General features: G+C 59.2%; 14 protein-coding genes and 2 pseudogenes. 10 read left to right on the top strand and 6 right to left on the bottom strand.

What is annotated here, in order from left to right; genetic code table 11:
• The first annotated feature begins 796 nt into the window (after nt 1–796).
• Nucleotides 797–4,903, top strand: a complete 4,107-nt coding sequence (locus ACWPXE_RS32305) for a glycosyltransferase (protein WP_454021117.1) — start codon at nt 797–799, stop codon at nt 4,901–4,903.
• A 37-nt stretch (nt 4,904–4,940) separates the two neighbouring features.
• The gene (locus ACWPXE_RS32300; protein ID WP_454021133.1) at nt 4,941–5,093 is read left to right on the top strand and encodes a hypothetical protein; all 153 of its coding nucleotides are present in this window, start codon (nt 4,941–4,943) and stop codon (nt 5,091–5,093) included.
• Here ACWPXE_RS32300 and ACWPXE_RS32295 read toward each other — a convergent pair.
• Both ACWPXE_RS32295 and tnpC read right to left on the bottom strand, forming a co-directional pair.
• The gene (locus ACWPXE_RS32295; protein WP_454021116.1) at nt 5,042–5,311 is read right to left on the bottom strand and encodes a transposase domain-containing protein; all 270 of its coding nucleotides are present in this window, start codon (nt 5,309–5,311) and stop codon (nt 5,042–5,044) included. The genes ACWPXE_RS32300 and ACWPXE_RS32295 overlap by 52 nt on opposite strands.
• Nucleotides 5,262–5,915 (bottom strand): annotated as a pseudogene (tnpC, locus tag ACWPXE_RS32290) (IS66 family transposase); the annotation flags it as partial. The pseudogene tnpC and the gene ACWPXE_RS32295, both read right to left, overlap by 50 nt.
• On the opposite strand from tnpC, the gene ACWPXE_RS32285 reads away from it, so the two are divergent.
• Nucleotides 5,914–6,972 carry an IS630 family transposase gene (locus tag ACWPXE_RS32285; protein WP_454017415.1) on the top strand — a complete coding sequence of 353 codons (1,059 nt, stop codon included), beginning with the start codon at nt 5,914–5,916 and terminating at the stop codon, nt 6,970–6,972. The pseudogene tnpC and the gene ACWPXE_RS32285 overlap by 2 nt on opposite strands.
• A 173-nt stretch (nt 6,973–7,145) precedes the next feature.
• Nucleotides 7,146–8,345, top strand: a complete 1,200-nt coding sequence (locus tag ACWPXE_RS32280; protein ID WP_454021115.1) for an IS256 family transposase — start codon at nt 7,146–7,148, stop codon at nt 8,343–8,345.
• A 39-nt stretch (nt 8,346–8,384) separates the two neighbouring features.
• Here the strand turns inward: ACWPXE_RS32280 and ACWPXE_RS32275 are convergent.
• Nucleotides 8,385–8,567: pseudogene (locus tag ACWPXE_RS32275) on the bottom strand (transposase); the annotation flags it as partial.
• A gap of 219 nt (nt 8,568–8,786) precedes the next feature.
• Between ACWPXE_RS32275 and ACWPXE_RS32270 the strand changes: the two are divergent.
• The 5 genes from ACWPXE_RS32270 to ACWPXE_RS32250 all read left to right on the top strand — a co-directional run bounded on the left by ACWPXE_RS32270 (nt 8,787) and on the right by ACWPXE_RS32250 (nt 15,095).
• A complete protein-coding gene (locus tag ACWPXE_RS32270) occupies nt 8,787–9,200 on the top strand; it encodes a hypothetical protein (RefSeq protein ID WP_454021114.1) in 414 nt (137 codons plus the stop codon).
• Between the two features lie 138 nt (nt 9,201–9,338).
• Nucleotides 9,339–10,451: a tail fiber domain-containing protein gene (locus tag ACWPXE_RS32265; RefSeq protein ID WP_454021113.1), complete on the top strand. Its 1,113-nt coding sequence runs from the start codon at nt 9,339–9,341 to the stop codon at nt 10,449–10,451.
• A 282-nt stretch (nt 10,452–10,733) separates the two neighbouring features.
• On the top strand, nt 10,734–11,327 hold the full coding sequence (locus tag ACWPXE_RS32260; protein ID WP_454021112.1) for an acyltransferase: 594 nt from the start codon (nt 10,734–10,736) through the stop codon (nt 11,325–11,327).
• Nucleotides 11,328–11,469: 142 nt separating this feature from the next.
• A complete protein-coding gene (locus ACWPXE_RS32255) occupies nt 11,470–12,633 on the top strand; it encodes a DegT/DnrJ/EryC1/StrS family aminotransferase (protein WP_454021111.1) in 1,164 nt (387 codons plus the stop codon).
• A gap of 248 nt (nt 12,634–12,881) precedes the next feature.
• On the top strand, nt 12,882–15,095 hold the full coding sequence (locus tag ACWPXE_RS32250; protein ID WP_454021110.1) for a hypothetical protein: 2,214 nt from the start codon (nt 12,882–12,884) through the stop codon (nt 15,093–15,095).
• Between the two features lie 47 nt (nt 15,096–15,142).
• On the opposite strand, the gene ACWPXE_RS32245 is transcribed toward ACWPXE_RS32250, so the two are convergent.
• The 3 genes from ACWPXE_RS32245 to ACWPXE_RS32235 form a co-directional block, all read right to left on the bottom strand.
• Nucleotides 15,143–15,883, bottom strand: coding sequence for a hypothetical protein (locus ACWPXE_RS32245; protein WP_454021109.1), 741 nt, complete (start codon nt 15,881–15,883; stop codon nt 15,143–15,145).
• A 157-nt stretch (nt 15,884–16,040) separates the two neighbouring features.
• On the bottom strand, nt 16,041–18,548 hold the full coding sequence (locus ACWPXE_RS32240; protein WP_454021108.1) for a glycosyltransferase: 2,508 nt from the start codon (nt 18,546–18,548) through the stop codon (nt 16,041–16,043).
• A 37-nt stretch (nt 18,549–18,585) separates the two neighbouring features.
• Entirely contained in the window at nt 18,586–19,386 is an 801-nt protein-coding gene (locus tag ACWPXE_RS32235; protein ID WP_454021107.1) for a glycosyltransferase family 2 protein, read from the bottom strand.
• Between the two features lie 386 nt (nt 19,387–19,772).
• On the opposite strand from ACWPXE_RS32235, the gene gmd reads away from it, so the two are divergent.
• Nucleotides 19,773–20,834 (top strand): GDP-mannose 4,6-dehydratase, encoded by a 1,062-nt coding sequence (gmd, locus tag ACWPXE_RS32230; protein WP_454021106.1) that lies wholly within the window; start codon nt 19,773–19,775, stop codon nt 20,832–20,834.
• Nucleotides 20,835–20,842: the final 8 nt, after the last annotated feature.

Genomic DNA, 20,842 nt, shown 5'->3' with positions numbered 1-20,842 from the left:
GGAAACAACCGTGATTTTGACTTTTTTTGCCAAATCGCCATCATTTATAGACCACCCCTGCACAATGAAGCCAAAATTTTCATCAAATGTCACAGAGTCAAGAGACCCTGATACTATGCCTGTCTTTTTCACTTCATTTCTCTTTTAGTTTTTCTTGGTAGGGATTCAATTTCACGGAAATTTCCAATCCCCATAGGATATGCTTTAGGGCAAAGGTAGATAGTAAAAATATTGTCTTTGTGCATCAATATCCCTCTTCCTCTCCGTCCATCGCAAACAGGCTGCTGTCATTTCTCATGGTGCCCTCCGAAGGGCGGATGCCAGGCGCGGCGTGATGGCACAAACATGTGGAATGGCGTGCCCTCATCCAGCGTTCACTTGCGAGAGAGGTCCTGTAAGAAAAATTCATCATCCAAAACATTGATCCCTGTTCTGGAGGAGGCACGGTGAAGGATGTCCCGCGTTACATTTCTGAAATGGTCCAGCATGGCTTTGGCTCTCTCCAGGCGGCATGGTTTCGTTGTCCCGAAATGAACCATTGCCTGTACCTGACATTGCCTTCCTGCATTGCGCCGGCTGGAAAAACGCGTGTTTTTTTTAAGCCTTCCCCAATCTTGGCAGAGGTTTGTTAGTAACCTGTTAACTGGAAGTTCTTGTATATCGATGTGCGCTTGCCAAGCGTCGATAGGGCGGAGTACATGTGCGCTTCCGTGCTCCCATCTCTCTACAGTGCCGGGCGGGCTATCAGTCGCGGCGTATCAAGTCCAAGTAATGCACTAATTCGGAGTTGTGTGTGATGGCTGAATCGACTTTTGGCCTTGATTCGGTAGAGGCGATCAATTGGACGAACCGCCCCAGCAATAGGCAAGCGGGTGAAGTGAAAAAGAGTGCAGGTTTTCCTTTGAGCATCGTCGAAAGTCATGAATATTGTTCATTTGATTTGCAGAATTTTTCACAGGGCCCGCAGTTCCGTGGCTGTGTTGAGCGCATCGATCAAAGCTGCATTGGTGGATGGTGCATAGATACGCATGGGTTTTCTAATCAAATTTACCTTAAAGTGTTGTTTCATGGTATTGTGATCGGCGAAACGGCTGCTCTGCAATCTCGACCGGACGTCCAGGCTGTTGTTGGGCAACCCTGTATGCCAGGGTTCAATTTTCCTCTGCAAAACTGCCGCATCACGGTCCAGGAACTGGAGATCGTCCGGCCCTTTGCCGAGGTGAATCTGGAGGCGCCCGCGGTGCTGGACATTATGATCGCCGAGGATGGCGTCCTGCTGCCGCGGATTGGTCAGGGCAGTTATGGCCTGACGAACGGAGCGGTCCTCAAGATCCTCCATCATCTTGTTGTCAAGGATGGGGACGCTGCGGTCGAGAGAGGCGCAGGGAACGATCCGAGCCCGCAATGCTCGGCGTTGCTCGACGACATCGTTCTGGGTGTCGCGTCCCCCAACGGAAGCGTGCTGCGGGGTGCTCTGGAGCGGGTTGACGAGGAAGGGGTCGTCGGCTGGTGTTTCGACCCGTTTGCTCTGACGAAGCATGTTGCCCTGAAACTGGTCTTCCTGGGAATCGAACTTCGACAGTTCCTGGCCAACATGCCCAGGGGCGATGTCGAGAACGCTGTTGGCCATTCCTGCGCTCCCGGCTTCGCCGCGCAATGGTCGAGCGTCAGCCTGACCCCGGAGATTGCCCGCATCCTCTTCGCCCGCGTGATGCAGGACCCCCAGTCGCCCGCTGCCGTCGCCGTTCTGACGGTGGAGGAAGGCATCCGTGTCGAGCAGATCGTGGAATGCTCCATCCGCATGACGAACATCGAGCTTTTCTCGATGCTGATGGCGTCATCCCTGGCGACGGGAGGCGACACCACGTTCCTGGATGAATTCCTGGACGTCTTTATGCGCAACGAGGCTCTGTTCCATGAGGATTGGGCCATCTTCCGCCGTCTTTTCAGCACCGGTTCCCTGGTCTGGAAGGCGTCGGATGCCGCCGACGGTGAAGTCGGGGCGAGCAACGCGATCATCGATTACATCAAGGGGCGGTGTGTCCTGCATGGACCGCTGTTCGATGATCGCCATTACGTCTATCTGAACTCCGATGCGGCGGCTTCCTGCTTTCCGCCTCTTCTGCATTACATCCTCTATGGCCGGAAGCGGCAGCTTCAACCCCACCTTCTTTTCGTTCCGAAGTCGCTTGATCAGCAACCGGTCCCCCGTGCCGACTTGGCTTATCTCGACTTCTTGGAACGGCGGACAGCGGAGGACTGGTATCCGCTGATTGACATCGTCGCGTTGCGCGCGGAAGCCCGATACAATTCGGTCAAGAATGCCGATATTCTTGTTTCCCTTCACAAGGGAGAAATCTCTCCGATTTCGCTTTTCGATGTCGATTTTTACAAAAAATCCTGTGAGTTGAATGGAATTTCTTTGGATCAGGCGCCCGTCTATCATTACATGATGGAGGGGTGGAAGCTCGGCATTGATCCTCATCCGCTTTTCGACGCCAAATATTACCTTGTCGATCAGCGATCGGTCGACAAAATCTATAGTCAAACTGACCCCTTGACGATGTTTGTTCAGTCGAATGACCAGAGCCGGTTTTCGCCGTCTCCCTTCATCGACCTGATGCATCTGCGGCATTTGATGTGCATGGGAGGGTATGTTTACACCGGTGACGCCCGGCTCATCATCGATGCCCTGAAGAAGGATTGGATTTCGACCCACCCGCATTTGCAGGAGGCGATGATCGGCTTCCTGATGCAGGCCGACGAAGTCGCTGTGCTGAAAAAGCCACTGACGACCATGAACGACCTGCACACTCTGGTGGGAGCCATCCGTCTCGGCGAACTTCCGGATCATAAGGCCGGACCGGATGTCCCGAGCATCTCTGCTGCGGTGCAGCCGGCCATGGCGGAAGGCGAGACACTCCTCAGCATCATCATCCTCAACTACAACAAGCCGATCTACACGCTGCTGAGCGCCTATTCCGCCTGGGTCGCCGTTGCCGGCAGCAATTCGGAGGTGCTTGTGGTTGACAACGGCAGCTCGCCGTTCTTCGTTGAGCTGCTGTATCGGTATCTGGCACGCCTGCCCGGCGTCCGCGTGATCTCGAACCGGAAAAATCTGTTCTTTGGCGAAGGCAACAACGTTGCGCTCGACGTCGCCATCGGAAACTACATCCTGTTTCTAAACAACGACGCGGTGGTCCGTCGAGAGACTCTGGAGCGTCTTGTCGGCGCTATGGAACAGGACAAGGACATCGGTCTTCTGGCCCCGGTCTTGCTACTTCCCGACCGCCGGGTGCAGGAATCCGGCGGCATCATCTCGGGCTGCGGTCAGGTCATCCAGGAATCCAAGTTTGTCTCCTTCGAAGACTTTCACCGGATCTTCTCGAAGCGCGACCAGGTCCGCGTCTGCGATTACGCTTCGGCGGCCTGCTGCCTGCTGCGCAAGGAGGTCGCCCGCAAGGTGCTGGGCTTCGACATGCTGTTCGAGCCCTTCTACTTCGAGGACACCGATTTTTGCGTCCGCGTCCGTGCCCAGGGGTACCGGGTGGCGGTCCATCGCGGGGCGTTCGCCTTCCACTTCGAGAACGCGTCGACATCCGAGTTCCTCGGCCGCTCCATGCTCGAGGTGATCGACCGCCAGAAGACCAAGTTCCGCAAGCGCTGGTTCGGCGTGTTCGAGGAAGGGGGCTTGGCGCTGCCCGCGGAAGCGACGACTCGTTATGCCGCCGCCAGTCGCTACGAAGTCCTTACGCCGCTGGATGTCCGGCCCGGCTATTCGGGGAAACCAGTGGCGTGGGTTTATTCCCCCTATGAAATCCGCGTCGGTGGCGGCGAGCGTTACATCCTCAGCCTGACGCAGGTGCTGTCCAACATCTTCGAGGTCTGGTTCCTGACGCCCAACAACGTCAGCCGGGCCCGTCTGGCCATGACCATGGACGATCTGGCCATCCGGCCGGGCCGCTTCCACACCGCCACGCTGGAAGACACCGCCAACTGGCCGCGGCCGGAGCTGTACGTCTCGATGGGCAACGAGATCGAACCTCCGTCTCCCGGATTTGGCAGGCGCAACATCTTCCATTGCCAGTATCCGTTCCCGCTCCACCACACCGGTCCGTTCTCGATCAAGCGCATTCACGGCTATGACGCTGTTGTGGTGAACTCGCGCTACACGGCGGGGGCGGTCGAAAAGCTCCTGAAGGTCTACAACGTCGCGCCCCGGCCCGTTTACGTGCTCAGCCCGCCGGTTCCCGTTCCCAGCGAGGAGCAGCAGGCCCGGATTCTCTCCGAGAAGCCTTGGGACACGGAAAAGGCCCTGGCCGTCAACATCGGCCGCTTCATGGCCGGTGGTCACAACAAGCGCCAGGACATTGTCCTGCACCTTGCCGAACGCGCCCAGAACGAGAAGCTGCCTGTAAATTTCGAACTGTATGGCGGCTTGAACAGCAGCGCCGATGACCAAGCCTTCTTCGCCGGCCTTGTCGAGCAGGCGACGCGGATCAAGGCGCAGTTGCGCATGAACGCGGCGCGGTCGGAAATCGAAACCGCGCTCACCAACGCGCTGCTCTACGTGCATCCCTGCGGAATGGGATGCTACCCGGGTTTCAAGCCGGAACAGGTCGAGCATTTCGGCATCACGGTGGTTGAAGCCATGGGCTACGGCGCCTTCCCGCTGGTTTACAAATGGGGTGGGCCGGCGGAAATCGTGTCCGAGACAGGTGTCGGCGCCACCTTCGAAACGATGGAAGACGCTTATGGCAAGCTGAAGGAACAGCTCGCGCGTCCCGCCGAAGAACGCCGTTCCCGGATGGTGCAGGCCATGAAGCAGAGCCAGCGGTACAGCGAGGCGAACTTCCAAGCCACGATGCTGAAGATCGTGGAGGCGGTCGCCCTGGCGCGGTAACCGGTTCCCGTTCCAAGCGGGCAGACATGAAAACGGCATGACGGTGCGCAACGGCACCGTCATGCCGTTTTTCATTTCCGGTTTTTCCGGTGCGGGTGATGGTGTCCGGGTGCGGAGTAAGCGGCTGGGGAACGCCCTTCAGGAGGTTGCTGGTTCTGGTGGCATGGCCCAAGGCAGAAGAGCATCATGATCGGTGAGGTCGCGCTCACGCCCGATGGCCTCCAGGACATGGGTGAGCCAGAGGCGCGGGTTGTGGCCGTTGCTCTTGGCGGTTTCGATGAGGGTGTAGAACACCGCGGCGGCTTCGCCCCCGCCGTCCGAGCCGGCGAACAGCCAGTTCTTGCGGCCCAAGGGCCACGGCGCGCATGGCGCGCTCGGCGATGTTGTTGTCGATCTCCAACCGGCCATCGGCGAGGTAGCGCGTCAGCGCCGGCCAGCGGGACAGCGCGTAACGGATCGCCTCGGCCAGGGTGGACTTGCCTGGAACTTGGCGGAGCAACTGGTCCAGCTGCGTGCGCAATGCCGTGATCTCCAGCGCCGCCTCGGCCTGACGCGCGGTGGCACGCCGGGCCGCCGGCTGGCCGCGCACGCGCTCCTCCACGGCGTAGAGGCGGCCGATGCGCTCCAGCACCTCGTTGGCGGCGGCTCCCTTGTGGGCTTGATGGATATCGAAGAATTTCCGCCGCACATGCGCCCAGCAGGCCACCTCGATGATCTCCGGCGGATCGCCGCCCCTGGCCTCGTAAAGGGCGTTGAAGCCGGCGTAACCGTCGGCCTGCAGCGTGCCCCTCCAACCGGCGAGCTGGCGCTGGGGATGCTCGCCCTTGCGGTCGGGTGTGTAGCAGTAGAGCGCCGCGGGCGCGGCGTCGTCGCCACAGGCCCGGTCGTCGCGCGCGTAGACCCACAGCCGCCCGGTGCGGGTCTTGCCGGCCGTGTCCCGCCGAGTGGTGTCTGATACCGACGGCGTGTGAAGGCTTCCTTTGAGGCGAGCCCGATCCACCTGATTTGGCATGGGCAGCAAGGTTCACCTGGTTCATCACCTTGACGCCGATGAGCTGCATCGGCTGTACAAGGCCGCGACGGATGCGACGGAGCGGACGCATCTGCAAATCATCTGGCTGCTGACCAGTGGGCGCTCGGCCCAGTTCGTGGCCGAGGTGACGGGGTACACGCCGCGCTGGGTCAGCGTCATCGTGGGACGCTATAACGAGGCCGGGGTTGCGGGGCTGGGTGACCAGCGCCAGTTCAACCCCGGCGCCAGACCGCTGCTCGACGAAAACCAGCGACAAAGCCTGAGGACTAGCCTGGCCGATCCGCCGCCCGGCCGCGGTTTGTGGACGGGCCACTCGGTCGCCCAGTGGATCGCCGGCATGCTTGGCCGGCTCGTCTCACCCCGGCGCGGCACCGATTATCTGGGCCGGCTCGGCTTCACCCGCCAAATACCGCGCCCCCGCCATGCCGAAGCCGATCCCTTGGCCCAGGAGGTCTTCAAGGCCCGGTTCCGCCGCCGTGTGCAGGCCCTCCAGCAGGAAGACCCGGACACACCCTTGGAGGTGTGGGCGATGGATGAGCATCGCGTCGGGCTGAAGCCGGTGCTCCGCCGAGTGTGGGCGCCGCGCGGCCGCCGGCCGGTGGCGCGCGGCCACCAGCGCTTCGAGTGGATGTATCTCGCGGGCTTCGTACGGCCGAGCACCGGACAGGTGATCTGGTTTCTCGTCGATGGCCTCGATGCGCCCATGTTCGGTGCTATCCTGGACGCCTTTGCCCGCGAGGTCGGGGCCGGGCCCACCAAGCAGGTGCTCATCGTCCTCGATGGCGCGGGCTGGCATGTCGCCGGCTCGCTGGACATCCCGGAGAGCATCACGCTGGAGTTCTTACCCCCGTATTCCCCCGAATTGCAGCCCGCCGAGCATCTCTGGCCACTGACCAACGAGACGATCGCCAACACCTACTTCGAGGATCTCGATGCCCTCGATCAAGCACTCGCCGATCGCTGCTGCGGTCTCGCCGATGATCCCGACCGTATCCGCGCCGCCACATGGTTCCACTGGTGGCCGCAATTCGCATGAATTCCAAGCAATGGAAGCCTTCATGCGCCATCGGTATGAGACGTGAGGCTGGCCCGCCGGAGCGGTCCCCATAGCTGGCGCAGGCGGGCCAGCCGTCCGGGAGCGGGCGGCCACCGTGCTCTTCGGCTAAGTTGAGGTTGCTTGACGACCATCAACCGAGACGGAGTGACACGATGACCGGGGACAGGATCGCTCTTCACGAACTGATTGGAAAGAGCGCCGACGCCGACTTCCTGCGCGAGATGGTCGGCTTCGCCGCTCGGCGCCTGATGGAGTTGGAGGTCGAGGCGTTGACCGGCGCCGGTTACGGCGAGCGCTCGGACGAGCGGTTGACCAAGCGCAACGGCTACCGCGAGCGAACCTGGGAGACCCGCGCCGGCGCCATCGATCTGCGCATCCCCAAGCTGCGACGCGGCTCCTACTTCCCGGCTTTCCTGGAGCCGCGGCGCACAGCGGAGAAGGCGCTGATCGCCGTGATCCAGGAGGCGTACGTGCAGGGCATCTCCACGCGCAACGTCGATGACTTGGTCAAGGCGATGGGCATGACCGGTATCTCCAAGAGCCAGGTCAGCCGCCTGTGCGAGAAGATCGACGAGCGGGTCCACGCCTTCCTGACCCGCCCGCTGGAGGGCGACTGGCCGTTCGTGTGGCTGGACGCGACGTATGTGAAGGTGCGCCAGGACGGCCGCATCGTCTCGCTCGCCGCCATACTGGCGATCGGCGTCAACACCGACGGCCGGCGCGAGGTGCTGGGGCTCGGCCTTGGGCTGTCGGAGGCGGAGACCTTCTGGAGCGACTTCCTGCGCTCGCTCACCCGCCGGGGGCTGCGGGGTGTGAAGCTGATGATCGCCGACGCGCATCTCGGGCTGAAGGCCGCCGCCTCCAAGGTGCTGGGCGCGACCCTCCAGCGCTGTCGAGTTCATTGCATGCGGAATCTCTTGGCCTGCGTCGGCAAGGCGCACCAGACGATGGTCGCCGCCACCATCCGCACCGCCTTTGCCCAGGAGACCGCCGAGGCGGCGCACGAGCAGTGGCGCCGGGTCGCCGACAGCCTGCGGCCGCGCTTTTCCAAGCTGGCGGCGCTGATGGACGAGGCGGAGTTCGACGTGCTGGCCTACATGGCCTACCCGAAGGATCTGCGCACCAAGCTGCACAGCACGAACCCTCTGGAACGCCTGAATGGCGAGATCAAGCGGCGCACCAACGTCGTTGGTATCTTCCCTGGCGAGGGGGCGGTTCGCAGGCTGGTTGGCGCCTTGCTGCTGGAGCAACACGACGAGTGGGCGGTGTGCCGGCGCTACATGACCATGGAAAGCCTGACCGAGCTGTGCCACCCTCACGCCGCTGACCCGCTGCCGATTGCAGTGGAGTAGACCGGCGGCTTCAACTCGCCGAACAGCACCTACGCCCCCTCAGACACCACGCCTCGGGGCACGATCCAGCAGCGCGGCGTCATCACCCGGCCGCGGATCAACCATCCCGCCGACCAGCTGGCGGCGCCACGTGTACAGGCAGCTTTCCGCCACCCCATGCCGGCGGGCGACATGGACGACGATCGCACCCGGTTCCAGCGTCTCCGCCACCAGCCGCGCCTTCTCCGCCTCGCTCTACCGCCGGCGCCGCTCCTTGCCGGTGATCACCTCGACCCTCTGCATCAAGCGAGCCTCCTTCTGGACTCCAATGGAGCCTCCGTAGACCCGCTCTTCACCTACTTTCTCACCACCAACAAGGCGGCGTTCCACAGCTGCTTACGGTGCGGATGTCTCCATGTCCGGTGTGGCAGCAAACGAATAGGATTGACATCCTAGGATATTTTGCTGAATAAATTCCTTTTGCAGGGCGGTCAGAATCTGCCGCATCCCCTCCAACGCCAACCGGAAAGGGCCAGTTTTCTGATGACCACTCAAATTCCCAGCGATGCCGATGGTGTGCCGATTCCCGCGTTGCGGCTGAAGCCCAGCGGCAGTCATGCCCTAGCGGTGACGGCGACGAGCGGCCGCCTCGGTCCCTTCGATCCGGACACCCGCGTGGTGGCCCTGTTCGCCACCGGCCCTGTGTTCCTGAGATCGGGGAACGGCACAGTGCAGGCGTCCTCGGGCGATCATTACTTTCCCGATGGCATTTGGTGCACGCTGTCGTTGGGCGGCGGCAAGACGGACCGGCACACCCATTTCGCGGCGATCACCGCGGCGGCCAACTGCACTCTGTACCTTTCGGAGATGGAATGATGCTGGCCCGTTTTTCCCTGGGACTGATGACCATGATGCGGGCGCCGTGTCGCCCGGACAGCACGCTCATGACGAGCGAAAGCGCCCTTCTTCTCACGACCGAATCGGGTCTCTGTCTGATCCAGGAGTAGAGCTGCCATGTCTCAGACCGTTAGGATCTCCCAACTGCCCGGCGCAACGGCGCTTTCCGGCGAGGAGATCATGCCCGTGGTTCAATCCGGCCAGACCCGCCAAGCCAGTGTTGCCCAGTTGCGGGCGGGGTTGGCCCGTGCGGTGAACCCGGCTTTCTCGGGATTGGCCTGCTTCGGCTCACGCTCGGTGGCCATGGCCGGGGAGACGTTGCTGCTGTCGCCGGCCGCGGCGACCGCAACGGGCGCCTCCGTCAAGCTGGCCGTGTCGTCCAGCGGCCATGGCGACGGCAGCCCGAACATGGCTTATCTCGGCGTCGAAGGCCCGGCGCTTGGCGGCGTGGCCTTCCTGGACACCGGCTATTTCGGAGTCGCCGCGCGGACGCCGCTGGAACTCCGGGTGAGTGGCGTGGCGATCGCCAAGTTTCTGCCGGCCCAGGTCACGGTCGCCGGAAACATCCTTCCGATGGCCGATGGCGCTCACCACCTGGGCGCTCCGGCCGCGCGTTGGGATGACGTTTACGCAATCAACGCATCGATCCAGACCTCCGACGCGCGCAGCAAAAGCAACGTGGCGGACTGCACCCTGGGAATCGACTTCATCAAGGCGTTGCGGCCGGTTCAGTACCGTTTCGCCGACATCGACGATCCCGGCGAAGTCGCCCGCCGGACCATCGAGCGGGTGAAGACCGTTCGTCGCGTCAGGGTCGGCGAGGAGATCCGCATGGTCGAGGGCCAGTACCGGGTGTTTCCGGTGGAAGAGACGGTCGAGGAGGCTGTCCTCCGTTACGAGCCACTGTTCGATTCCGAAGGCCGTCCTCTTCTTGATGATGAAGGGAGGCAGCGCCTGCACCCGGTGCCGGAAACCGAGACGCTGGAGGTCGAGGAGGTCATGCGCCCGGCCTGCGTCAAGCAACACCGGCGTCCGCACTATGGCCTGATCGCCCAGGAGGTCAAGGCAGTGCTGGACCGGTTGGGGATGGACATGGCCGGTTACGTCTATGAGCCGGATGCCGACCGCCACGGGCTACGCTACGGCGAGTTCATTGCCCCGCTGATCCGGGCCCTCCAGGAACTGGCGGGACGGGTTGAAACGCTGGAGAACTCAACCGCCGGCAGCTGACGACGACCGCTGCGTCTCTGCGACGGGTGATGGGACGGGCGCACCCCATCACCGCCGCGGCGAACCGGGCATCGCGCTGTTGAAAACAAGCGGCCAGACTTTATCCCGATAGCGCTATGAACGCTCGTGGACAGAGTATTCCCGTTGGTGTATTCTCCCGAACACGCTTCTCGCAAAGGGCTGAAAGTAAGATTTTCTGAAGCCTCGGCTAAAGGCAAATGCCGTTTGGCTGTGGCGCCAGGATGGGAAGCGATGGAACAAGGCATCAACAGGATTCTCTGAATGACGAGCCCCCACCTGTTCAGTCGCGATGAGCTTATGGAGATGGGGCTCCGTTCGATTGGCCGCAATGTGCGAATCGATCGAAGTGTTCGGCTTTTCGGTGCAGAGAGAATGTCTTTCGGGGATCATGTCCGCATTGATCCTTTCTGCATTCTCAGCGCGGGGCCGGATGGAATCCGGGTGGGTCGCAATGTGCACATCGCCGCCTATTGCTCATTGGTTGGACAGGCAAAGATCGAGCTTGAGGATTTCGCGGGCCTGTCGGCGCGAGTATCGATTTTCTCATCCACCGATGATTATTCGGGTGGCGCGCTGACCAACCCGACGGTGCCAGCGGCCTTCCTGAATGTGCGCAGTGCGCCGGTCTTTCTGGGACGGCATGTCATCATCGGCGCTGGAAGCGTCATTCTGCCGGGCGTCACCATCGGCTTGGGCGCCAGCGTCGGCGCCTTGTCGCTGATCCGGAAGGATGTGGACGAATACGCCATCATGGCCGGCAACCCCGCCAAGCAGATCAGCACCCGTGCGGACAGCCTTCTGCAAAGGGAGGCCGAGTACCTTGCATGGGAAAAAGCCCAGGACGATCATCGATAGCGACGAAACTTGTTCACCGCATCCTGTTGATGATCCGGCATGTTGAGAATCCGACAATGTCATTTGCAGGCGGCAGTGTAACCGGGGGGTATCCGGTCCTATAATTGATCCGCCCAAACAAATCCTTTCCCTGCGATCTTGAATGCAATCCCGCATCCTGCCCAGCGGCGGGCCGCAAGAAGAGAAGCTCTCCATGATCCCTGTTTTTCGTCCCAAATTGCCGACCGCGTCGAAGCTTCTTCCGTATCTCGAGCGCATCGACGAGGCGCGCTGGTATGCGAATTTCGGCCCGCTGTACAAGGAATTCCAGGCCCGCATCGCCGCCCATTTCGGCCTGGGCGCCGATCAGGTCGTCCTGGTGTCGAACGCCACCATCGGCATCACGCTCGCCTTGCAGGCGATCGGGTTGCAGAGGCCGGACCGTCAAGCCATTTGCCCATCCTGGACCTTCGCCGCGACTCCTCACGCCATCGCGGCGGCCGGGCTGTCTCCGGTCTTCGCCGACGTCGATGCCGAGACCTGGACGCTCAACCTGGATCTTCTTGACGAGCAGGATGTGCGCAGCGCCTCGGGTATCGTGATGGTGTCGCCGTTCGGAAGCTTGGTGGACACCGACAAGTGGGAGCGTTTTTCGGAGCGCAAGGGCATTCCGGTGGTGTGCGACGCCGCCGCCAGCTTCGATGCGATCGGGCGGGACAGCTTCCGCGTCGGAACCATTCCCATCGTCATCAGCCTGCACGCGACCAAATCGCTGGCGGCGGCGGAAGGCGCCATTATTCTCTGCACCGACCCCGACGTCGTGGAGCGGATTCGCCAAATGTCGAATTTCGGCTTTTCCACCACCTCGGTTGCGCAGGTGCTGGGAACCAACGCCAAGATGAGCGAATACAACTGCGCGGTTGGGCTTGCGTCGCTCGATGCGTGGCAGGAGACTCGCTCGCGGTTGGCCCAGATCCGGAATTATTACTGGGAAAAACTTCGTAACGTCTCCGGAGTCACGCCGTTTGGAGTCGGGCAGGATTATGTGGCTAATTACATGGTCATTGAAACCGTGGGAGACGGTTATCAGCTTTCCAACCACTTGGCTCAGCGCGGAATCGAAACCCGGCGGTGGTGGCGCAGCGGGTGCCATCAGCATCCGGCCTTCGCCTCCTACAACGTGAAGCCGCTTCCTGAAACCCGTCGTCTTGGCATCCATACCCTCGGCCTTCCGTTCTTCACGGAACTGACGGAGGCGGATATCGATCATGTGGTCGGCTCCGTTGCCGAGTACCATTCCAAGGAACCGGCACTCTCTGCTCATTGACGGCTTGGTGTTCGTGCTATGAGGATGGGCTGCCTTCTGGGAAACCGGGACGTGGCCCATCTTTGTAATCTCTTGCTTTACCCACTCACGCCCGTTTTTTCAACGTGGCGTGAGGTCCGTAAGGCATATCAAGGCTATGATACAGGAAAAATCCAATAGATTTTCTTGTTGAGTAGCTGCGTATCGATTCTGGATTTTCCTGAATTCGAAATGATCGAGTTTAGAGTACCGGATCACAGGGGGTTAAAATGAGTGCTATTGAAGAAATGAATCGCTTTCTTCTGGAGGAAAATTCTATAGCAGCTCTCCACATTGCACTTTCATCTAATGAATTTGACGAGACAATCTGCAATTCATATTTTTCGATCATATCCCGTCGTTTGCAGGAAAACGATACTGAAGGGGCAAGTAAGCTTGCCGATAAAATTCACCGTATTAGCATGGGAAATGGCCGTTGGCTTGAGAGCATAGCGGATACTTTTATTCAATTTGATAAGTATGATCATGCATTGAAATATATGCAGCATGCTCTGACCATTAACTTTCAGGTATATCAGTGGCATATTAAAGCGGCATTTTGTTATGAGCACATTGGAGCAAATGATATTGCAATATATCATTTGCAGATGGCTCTTCATTTCTCAAATTTTGAAAAAAGCGTTTTCACCAAGCTTCTGTCCATGCTGCGACGTAGTGGAAGAAATCTGGAAGCGGACGGTTATAGTCTTCTCGCGACCGCTCGATTGAGCAAATTTGACTTGATGGATGTTGCAATTAATTTCGACTTTACGGAATTGCCCAAGCATGTCGGCCAAAATATAGTCAAGGCACGTCTAGAGCTTCCTGTTGAAAACAGCGGATACCGTACTGAAGACAATGCCGACATGTGGGGGAAGGTCATTGTTTCCATCGTTCGCACAACTGACGAAGACGCGCAGACACGAGCGCAAATGGTTCTTCGAGTTCTATCCTGGATCAAACACACTGAACACGCGCTTGAATTGGCCGTTGGGCAACTGTTTCGCACATTCGACTTGGATACGTTCCTTGTTTTTCAGAGTATGTCGGCTGCAAGCAAAGACTGGAGCATTCTCGACAGAGTGTGCCGGACCCTGATTGCGTCTGGAGCGGATTGCAATGTTCTTGCAACGGTGCATGCTGAGCTTTGTCAGTGGGAGTTCCAGCCGCAGGTTTGGGGCTTGGTCCATCCAGTAATTCTTACTGTGCGAGAAGTGCTTTCAAAACAGATTGAGGACCACGCTGCCTTTTCTGAACCAAATCTTGTTCTCGAATCTGTAGACCCTTCTAAGATTCTATTGATTCAGTCGACGCTTCGGGGCTTTGCGGAGCATTCGGTGCTGCGTCTTATTATTGATCATGCAATAGCAATTCTTCGTGTTAACAAGAATTCTGAAGTCATGATCCTCTCAACAGATGAGGTCGTTCCACAGAATTTCGACGGAAGCAATCATTTCAAGTGCTATCATGATCAAATAATTTCGGAATGTGTGAAAAATGGAGATGGCAACATTTGCGATCGCCTGAAGATAGTTTACTGCACCAAGCCAAGTCAGATGATCAATTACGTTGATCATGTTTTCAGCTGCATTGATGAGTTTTCTCCACATTGCATAATTAATTATCATGGCGTAGCCGACGATTCGTTTATCTTCTCTGGGGGCATATATAAAAAATATCCCTTTATATATCACCAGACTAATATTTTGCAAAGGCCTCGATATGATGCAGATTTGTTCCTCTCGAACGGACGTATTGTTGATCAAGGGGATATTCATCTGGAAAACCGTGAGCGTTGGGTTAATGGAAGGATTGGCTTTACTCCCTTCAAGAAGCTGAAGTCCTACCAGAGGTTAGAACTCCCGTTTGCCAACCATTCGATTATCATGGTTACGGTTGGCAACCGGCTGCCGCATGAGATTAGCGATAACTTCTGCCATATCGCCATGCGGGCCCTGGATCGGTATGAGGAGCTGGCTTGGACACTCGTTGGGCCGAACTCTGATTCAGTCGGCATGATCGATGAATGTGCGAAAGCCTATTCCAAGAATGTCCGGAAGCGAATCTATAGTATTCCGTTCGAGAAAGACCTCAGGGCACTTTACGAGCATTGCTCTATTTACCTCAATCCTTTCCGCGCCGGTGGCGGTACAAGCATCGCCCTGGCCATTTCTGAGGGAATGCCGATCGTTTGCATGCAAGGATGTGATATCGAAATGGCTTTGCCTCCGGAAGAGGTGAGGCGGGATTTGGAAGATTATGAAAAGGCTCTATCCAAATTTATCGAAGACCAAGCTTTGCGCGAGCGTGTTGGTTCCTATTGCAGGGATTGGTTCTCGGAAAAAATATCGATTGAAAGCGGCGCCCGGCACCTTCTCAACAATGCACTCTTGGCTTGCAAGCTGTTTTCAGAAAGAAAAAAAATTCCGATCTTTCAAGCCTAACCGAGAATTTAGCCCCCGCCGAGAAAAATTCGTCGGCGGGGATGTTATTACAGATTGAACTTGTTTTCGACAATATCGAAAGTGTAATCGTTCACGAAACAGGTTCCGTTGAACGGGCGAGAGAATTCTTCTTCTACTGAAGATACCCAGTCGCGTTCGCCTTTATGTCCCCAAGATATAACTTTCTTTAACATTTCGTCTTTACTTCTGACCCACGAAAAGTGATGTATCATTACCTGGCCTTCGTGAGTTACATTTCGCACTTGCCGTCCTTTTACATATTGATGAACCTGCTGGCGGTCTCCAGATTGATCCGCAGGGTCAATTCTCACAAATTCCCGTCGAATGAGGACGGCTGATGTCTCCAAGGTTTTTGCCCGAATTGTCGGATCACGGAAATACCAATAATTGCTTAGCGCAATGGTATCATAGTTTCTCCAATCGCCTTTCTCTAAGTACAAAGAAAATATATCTGTGTCTACGATTTCATCGCAGTCAAGAAAAAGAACCCAATCGATTTCTGAGCGTAATTTTGAAACGCCTAGCGCACGCGAATAAATACCTGGGCGTGGTTGATATTGATTTTGTGCATTATATACAGTGAATTCAGCATCAGAATTTGCGTTGGCAATTCGTTTTACTAGATCAAGGTCCTCGGGCTCTCCATCAAAAAAATGGTCACTTACCGGAACGACAATTTGCTTGGCAATTTTTGAAACGCTGTTGATACACGCATTGATGAAGCGCTTTTCATTTGTGCAGAAATTGATGACGACGCCAAGATTCATCGTTGATGCCTTTCACTTGAGGGATCGCGATAATTCCAGGATTTGACCGTTCTGCCGCTTAAGAGTGCCGATCAAAACCTCTTTCAAACCGAGCAGAATCAATGGCTTGGCTCCACTAAGGCTGGGTTTTGATCCGCGCTCTAAGTCGGATGTCCGGTCACTCCGGCAAGGGGCGCAGCAGGCGGTATGGTGGGCCCAGCGGTTCGAAATGCGGGTTGTAACAGGGATCGTTGGACAGGCGCTCGCCCCAGCGGTTTCGCAGATGGCGGGCTTCTCCGGCCAGGCGGGCCATCTTCTCTGGCGTATCGTCGGTGCCGCGCGTCTGGGTTTCGAGGTGATAGAGCCGCGCGTGCGGCGTCCACAGAACCCGTAGTCCTGCCTGTTGGAGCTTCAGGCAGTAATCGACGTCCGCATAGGCGACGGGCAGATGCACCATGTCAAACCCTCCGACCGCTTCGAAAGCGGCCCTCGAGGTCAGCAGGCAGGCGCCGGTGACCGCCGAGACGGTGCGGGGCAGCGCGGCTTGGCCAAGATGTCCCGGCTCGTCGGCGCCAAGTCCCACGAAGGCGTGCCCGGCCGCGCCATCGGCGCCGAGGACGACGCCGGCGTGCTGAACCGTGTTGTTGGGGTAGAGCAATTTCGCCCCTACCGCCCCGACTCCGGGCCGGGCGAGCAGGGCCACCATCTCGCTCAGCCAATCCGGGGTGATGGCGACGATGTCGTTGTTGAGGAAGCACAGCGCGTCGCTCTGGCTGGCGCCGGCTGCGGCGTTGTTGATGGCGGCCCAGTTGAAGGGACCGCGGAATCCGGCGACACGAAGCCGCGGATCACGCGCCAACGAGTCGAAGAAGGGGCGCGACCGAGGATCGGTGCTGTCGTGATCGACCAGGATGATCTCGTAGTTGGGGTAATCGGTCCTGCTCAGAAGGCTGGATACGCAGTCCCGAACCAGATCCACCGCATCCTTGGTCGGGATGACGATGGTTACCTTCGGGGCGGGCGAGGGGAGGGAGTAACGGACACGGGCACAGAACAGCCCGCCCGACCGGCTCCGCGTCTCGTGGTCGGCCGTGACGGTGGCGCGACTTCCGATGCGCCGCTGGTGCTCGCCCACCACGCGCTCAATTCCGGCCATGATGGCGGCTGGGTCACCGCCCCCCGACAGCGAAGTCGGGTTGATGCGCCAATGGTAGAGGATTCGGGGAATATGCCGGATGCCGCCGGCGCCGACCCGTTCCAGAAGGCGCAGCACCAGATCATGGTCCTGGACGCCCTCGGTCCCCTCGCGGAGTCCTCCGACCTCAAGCATCAGCCGCCGCTCGACCACCAGGAAATGGCAGACATAGTTGATGGATTGCAGCAGTTCGGGATCGAAATCCGGCTTGAAGGCGGGAGCGGTGTGCCGGCCGTCGGGGGCGATCCGGTCTTCGTCGCTGTAGAGAACGGGGGAGGGCGCCTTGGCCAGTTCCTCCGCCATGCAGAGCAGGGCATCGACGGCCAGCCGGTCGTCATGGTCGAGAAAGGCCACATGGCTTCCGGTCGCCAAGGACAGCGCCCGGTTGGTGTTGGCGCTGACACCGCTCCGGGTTCCGCTGAACACCGCGCGGATTCGGGCATCGCGGGCAGCTTCCCGCTGGATCAGCATGCGCACCGCGTCGTCGCGGGACGCATCGTCGGCGATGCAGAGCTCCCACTCCCCATAGGCTTGGGCGCGGACGGACTCGATCGCCTCCGCCAGCATCCACAGCGGCGGATCGCAGACCGGCATCAGCACCGAGAAGAGCGGGCGTTTCTCCAGCGCGGCGGCCCGCTTCGGCAGTTGGAGCCGGCGCATGGAGGTTTCGCTGTAATGGTCGTCGAAATAGGCGGCGTAGTCGGCAATGGACCGGGCGGAGGACACCCGCCGCCGAGGCACCTCGGCCCGGATTTCCCGCAGAATGCCGGCAAGCTCGTCCAGCCGATCCGACAGCGCGTCGGTCCGGTCGGCCTCGGCCTCGTTCAGCTCGATGGCGAGGGGGCCGAACACCACCGCGCCGCTGCGCCGGTCGCACAGTTGCAGGGTACGGCCCGACCGGACGGTGAGCAGAACCTCGAATCCATGGTCGCAGGTGGCGAAGCGGCTCAGGAGATCGCGGCGCTGCTGATTGGCGACCGCTCTGGCAACGATGCGGTCGTCGACCAGGACATCGAGTTCGACCGTTTCCCGCTCATCCTCGGCATTGACCGCCCAGCCAATGACCCGCGCCCCTTCCACGCTGTCGACATTCGCCTCCACCTTGCGGCTGGCGGACAGAGACAGGCCGTTCTCCAGGACATGGCCGGTCGCGGCGACACGTAGGGCGACGGGGGTGCGCGCCGGGTCGATCCCGGGGAACAGGGAGGCGATATCCAGGGCGAAGCCGCAGGGCACCGGGCGGCCCAGCAACTGCGAGAGGCTTCCGCTCTCGCGGTCGGGCGTGAAAACCGCCTCACCCGTGCCGGCCGAGACGATGAGCGGAACGGGCGTGTCGGGCGCCGTGACGGATAGCACCCAGCCGGTCACACGCGTCCCGTCCCATGCTTCCACCCGTCCATAAAAGGGGGCGGTTGCCGAGGGTCGTCCCAGATCGCCGGTGGTCGTGCCGCCGTTTTCCGGTTCGGAGGGGCGTGCAGGCAAATGGGTCATGGTGAGGGTATCCTGAAAAAGCTGCCGCACGGTCCCATCAGGAGGAGCGCCGACGCAGCGCCTCCGTGATCTCCCGGCGGAACTCTTTCATCTCATCGTCGCCACGCCAAGCCGGACGATGGATCTCGTCCTTGATCACCTCGTCCAGCACGCGCCCGTTGGCCGCCACATGGGCTTCGTTGTAGTAGGAGTGCCCGGTGTCGACCGAAAAGCCGTGAGAGAGATAGAAGAAGTCGGCCTCATGCGGGTTTTCGGTCGGAATGGGTCGGCCGCCGTACCCCGCCTTGACGATCCGGATGGTGTGATCGGCGTGTTCAAAACCATAATGCTTGAACCGCGTGTCGTAGTATCCGCAATAGGAAATCACCTCTTTCGTAAAGGCGGACACCTGCGCCGTCAGTGAGCGGCATATGTACGGATCCTGCGGTACGCCCGCCCCTCCGACGATTTTGTCCTGATACCAGGGAGGCAGAAGGTTGATGTGCCCCCAGAGGTTCAGGGCTTCAACCCATGGGGCCTCCCATTCCGGCTCGATCGGATACGAGTCGTCTTCAATGATAAAATATAAATCGGCTTGCGTAAAATTATTCAAGTAAAACAGGGCTCTATTTTTGTTCCATGATATTCCTTTGTTTTGTCCTGTTACGTAATTTATTTCATTTTCTTCAAGAAATAGCTTAGTGTCGTCAGATGATCCATCATCGGCGACGATTATTTCGTATGAATGATTTGTATTTTCTTTGATTTTTTTGATAGTTTTGGCAAGACAATCAACGCGATTGTAGGTAATGACGCCTATTCCAATGGTCTGGCTTTCAGTATTGTTTTTATCTTTCATAATTCTGTCCTGCATCGTATGCGATATGCCCCAGCGATGTTTGCGGAGATCATTGGAGCATATTTTAAAACTTCGGTTTGCACTTTTATTCGTAAAATTGCTTAAAGCCAATGTCTTGTCAACCGGCGTCAAGAGAAGGGGGCAGCTCGATGCCTGCTCCTAGACACGCTTTGGGGCTGCGACAAGCCTGTGGATATGGACTGGCCAGACAGCAAAGATGTTGACGCGCGTAATGGAACCGCGCACTCATGCACAGCCCTTGCGAGGGGTGCGATCACCGGTCTCCAGCTTGGGCTGGGTGGCTGGGCGGTATCGGGGAATGGCTTCGGTGCGCGACATACCGCCTGGAGCGTGGAAGATCACGATCTCTGAAACAGGAGCGAGCGTTGAGCAAGGTTGCTTTGATCACTGGTGTTACGGGACAGGACGGCGCCTATCTCGCGGAGCTTCTGCTTTCGAAGGGCTACACCGTCCACGGTGTCAAGCGGCGCTCGTCCTCGTTCAACACCGAGCGGGTGGAGCATCTGTACCATGACGTTCATGAGGGCAACGTCCGTTTCCGGATGCATTACGGCGATCTGACCGATGCGACCAACCTGATCCGCATCGTGCAGGAAGTCCAGCCCGACGAGATCTACAACCTCGCCGCCCAGAGCCATGTGCAGGTGAGTTTCGAGACTCCGGAATACACGGCGAACTCCGACGGGCTCGGCACGCTGCGCCTGCTGGAGGCGATCCGCATTCTTGGTCTGGAGCAGAAGACGCGCTTCTACCAGGCTTCCACCTCCGAGCTGTACGGCCTCGTGCAGGAGACGCCACAGAAGGAGACGACGCCCTTCTACCCGCGCAGCCCCTACGCGGCGGCAAAGCTCTACGCCTACTGGATCACGGTGAATTACCGTGAGGCCTATGGGATGCACGCCTCCAACGGCATCCTGTTCAATCATGAGGGTCCGACCCGCGGCGAGACCTTCGTCACCCGCAAGATCACCCGCGCCGTCGCGGCCATCCAGCTCGGCCTGCAGAAGGCGCTCTATCTCGGCAACCTGGACGCCAAGCGCGACTGGGGCCACGCCCGGGACTACGTCGAAGGCATGTGGCGCATCCTGCAGCAGGACAAGGCCGACGATTACGTCCTCGCCACCGGCGAGACCCATTCGATCCGCGAGTTCGTGGAGTTGGCCTTCGATTGCGTGGGCCGCAAGATCGAATGGCGCGGCACGGGCGTGGACGAGAAGGGCGTGGACGTGGCGACCGGCGACGTGCTGATCGAGGTCGATCCGCGCTATTTCCGCCCGACCGAGGTGGATCTGCTGCTGGGCGATCCGTCCAAGGCCCACTCCAAGCTGGGATGGAAGCACACCACCACCTTCCCGGAACTGGTGCGCGAGATGGTGTCGAGCGACCTCGCGCGTTTCGAGCGCGAGGCGGCGGGACGCCGGGCCTGATTCCGCCG

The organism is Azospirillum sp. Marseille-Q6669, from assembly GCF_965111635.1.
This window is presented reverse-complemented; position numbering and strand designations above follow the sequence as displayed.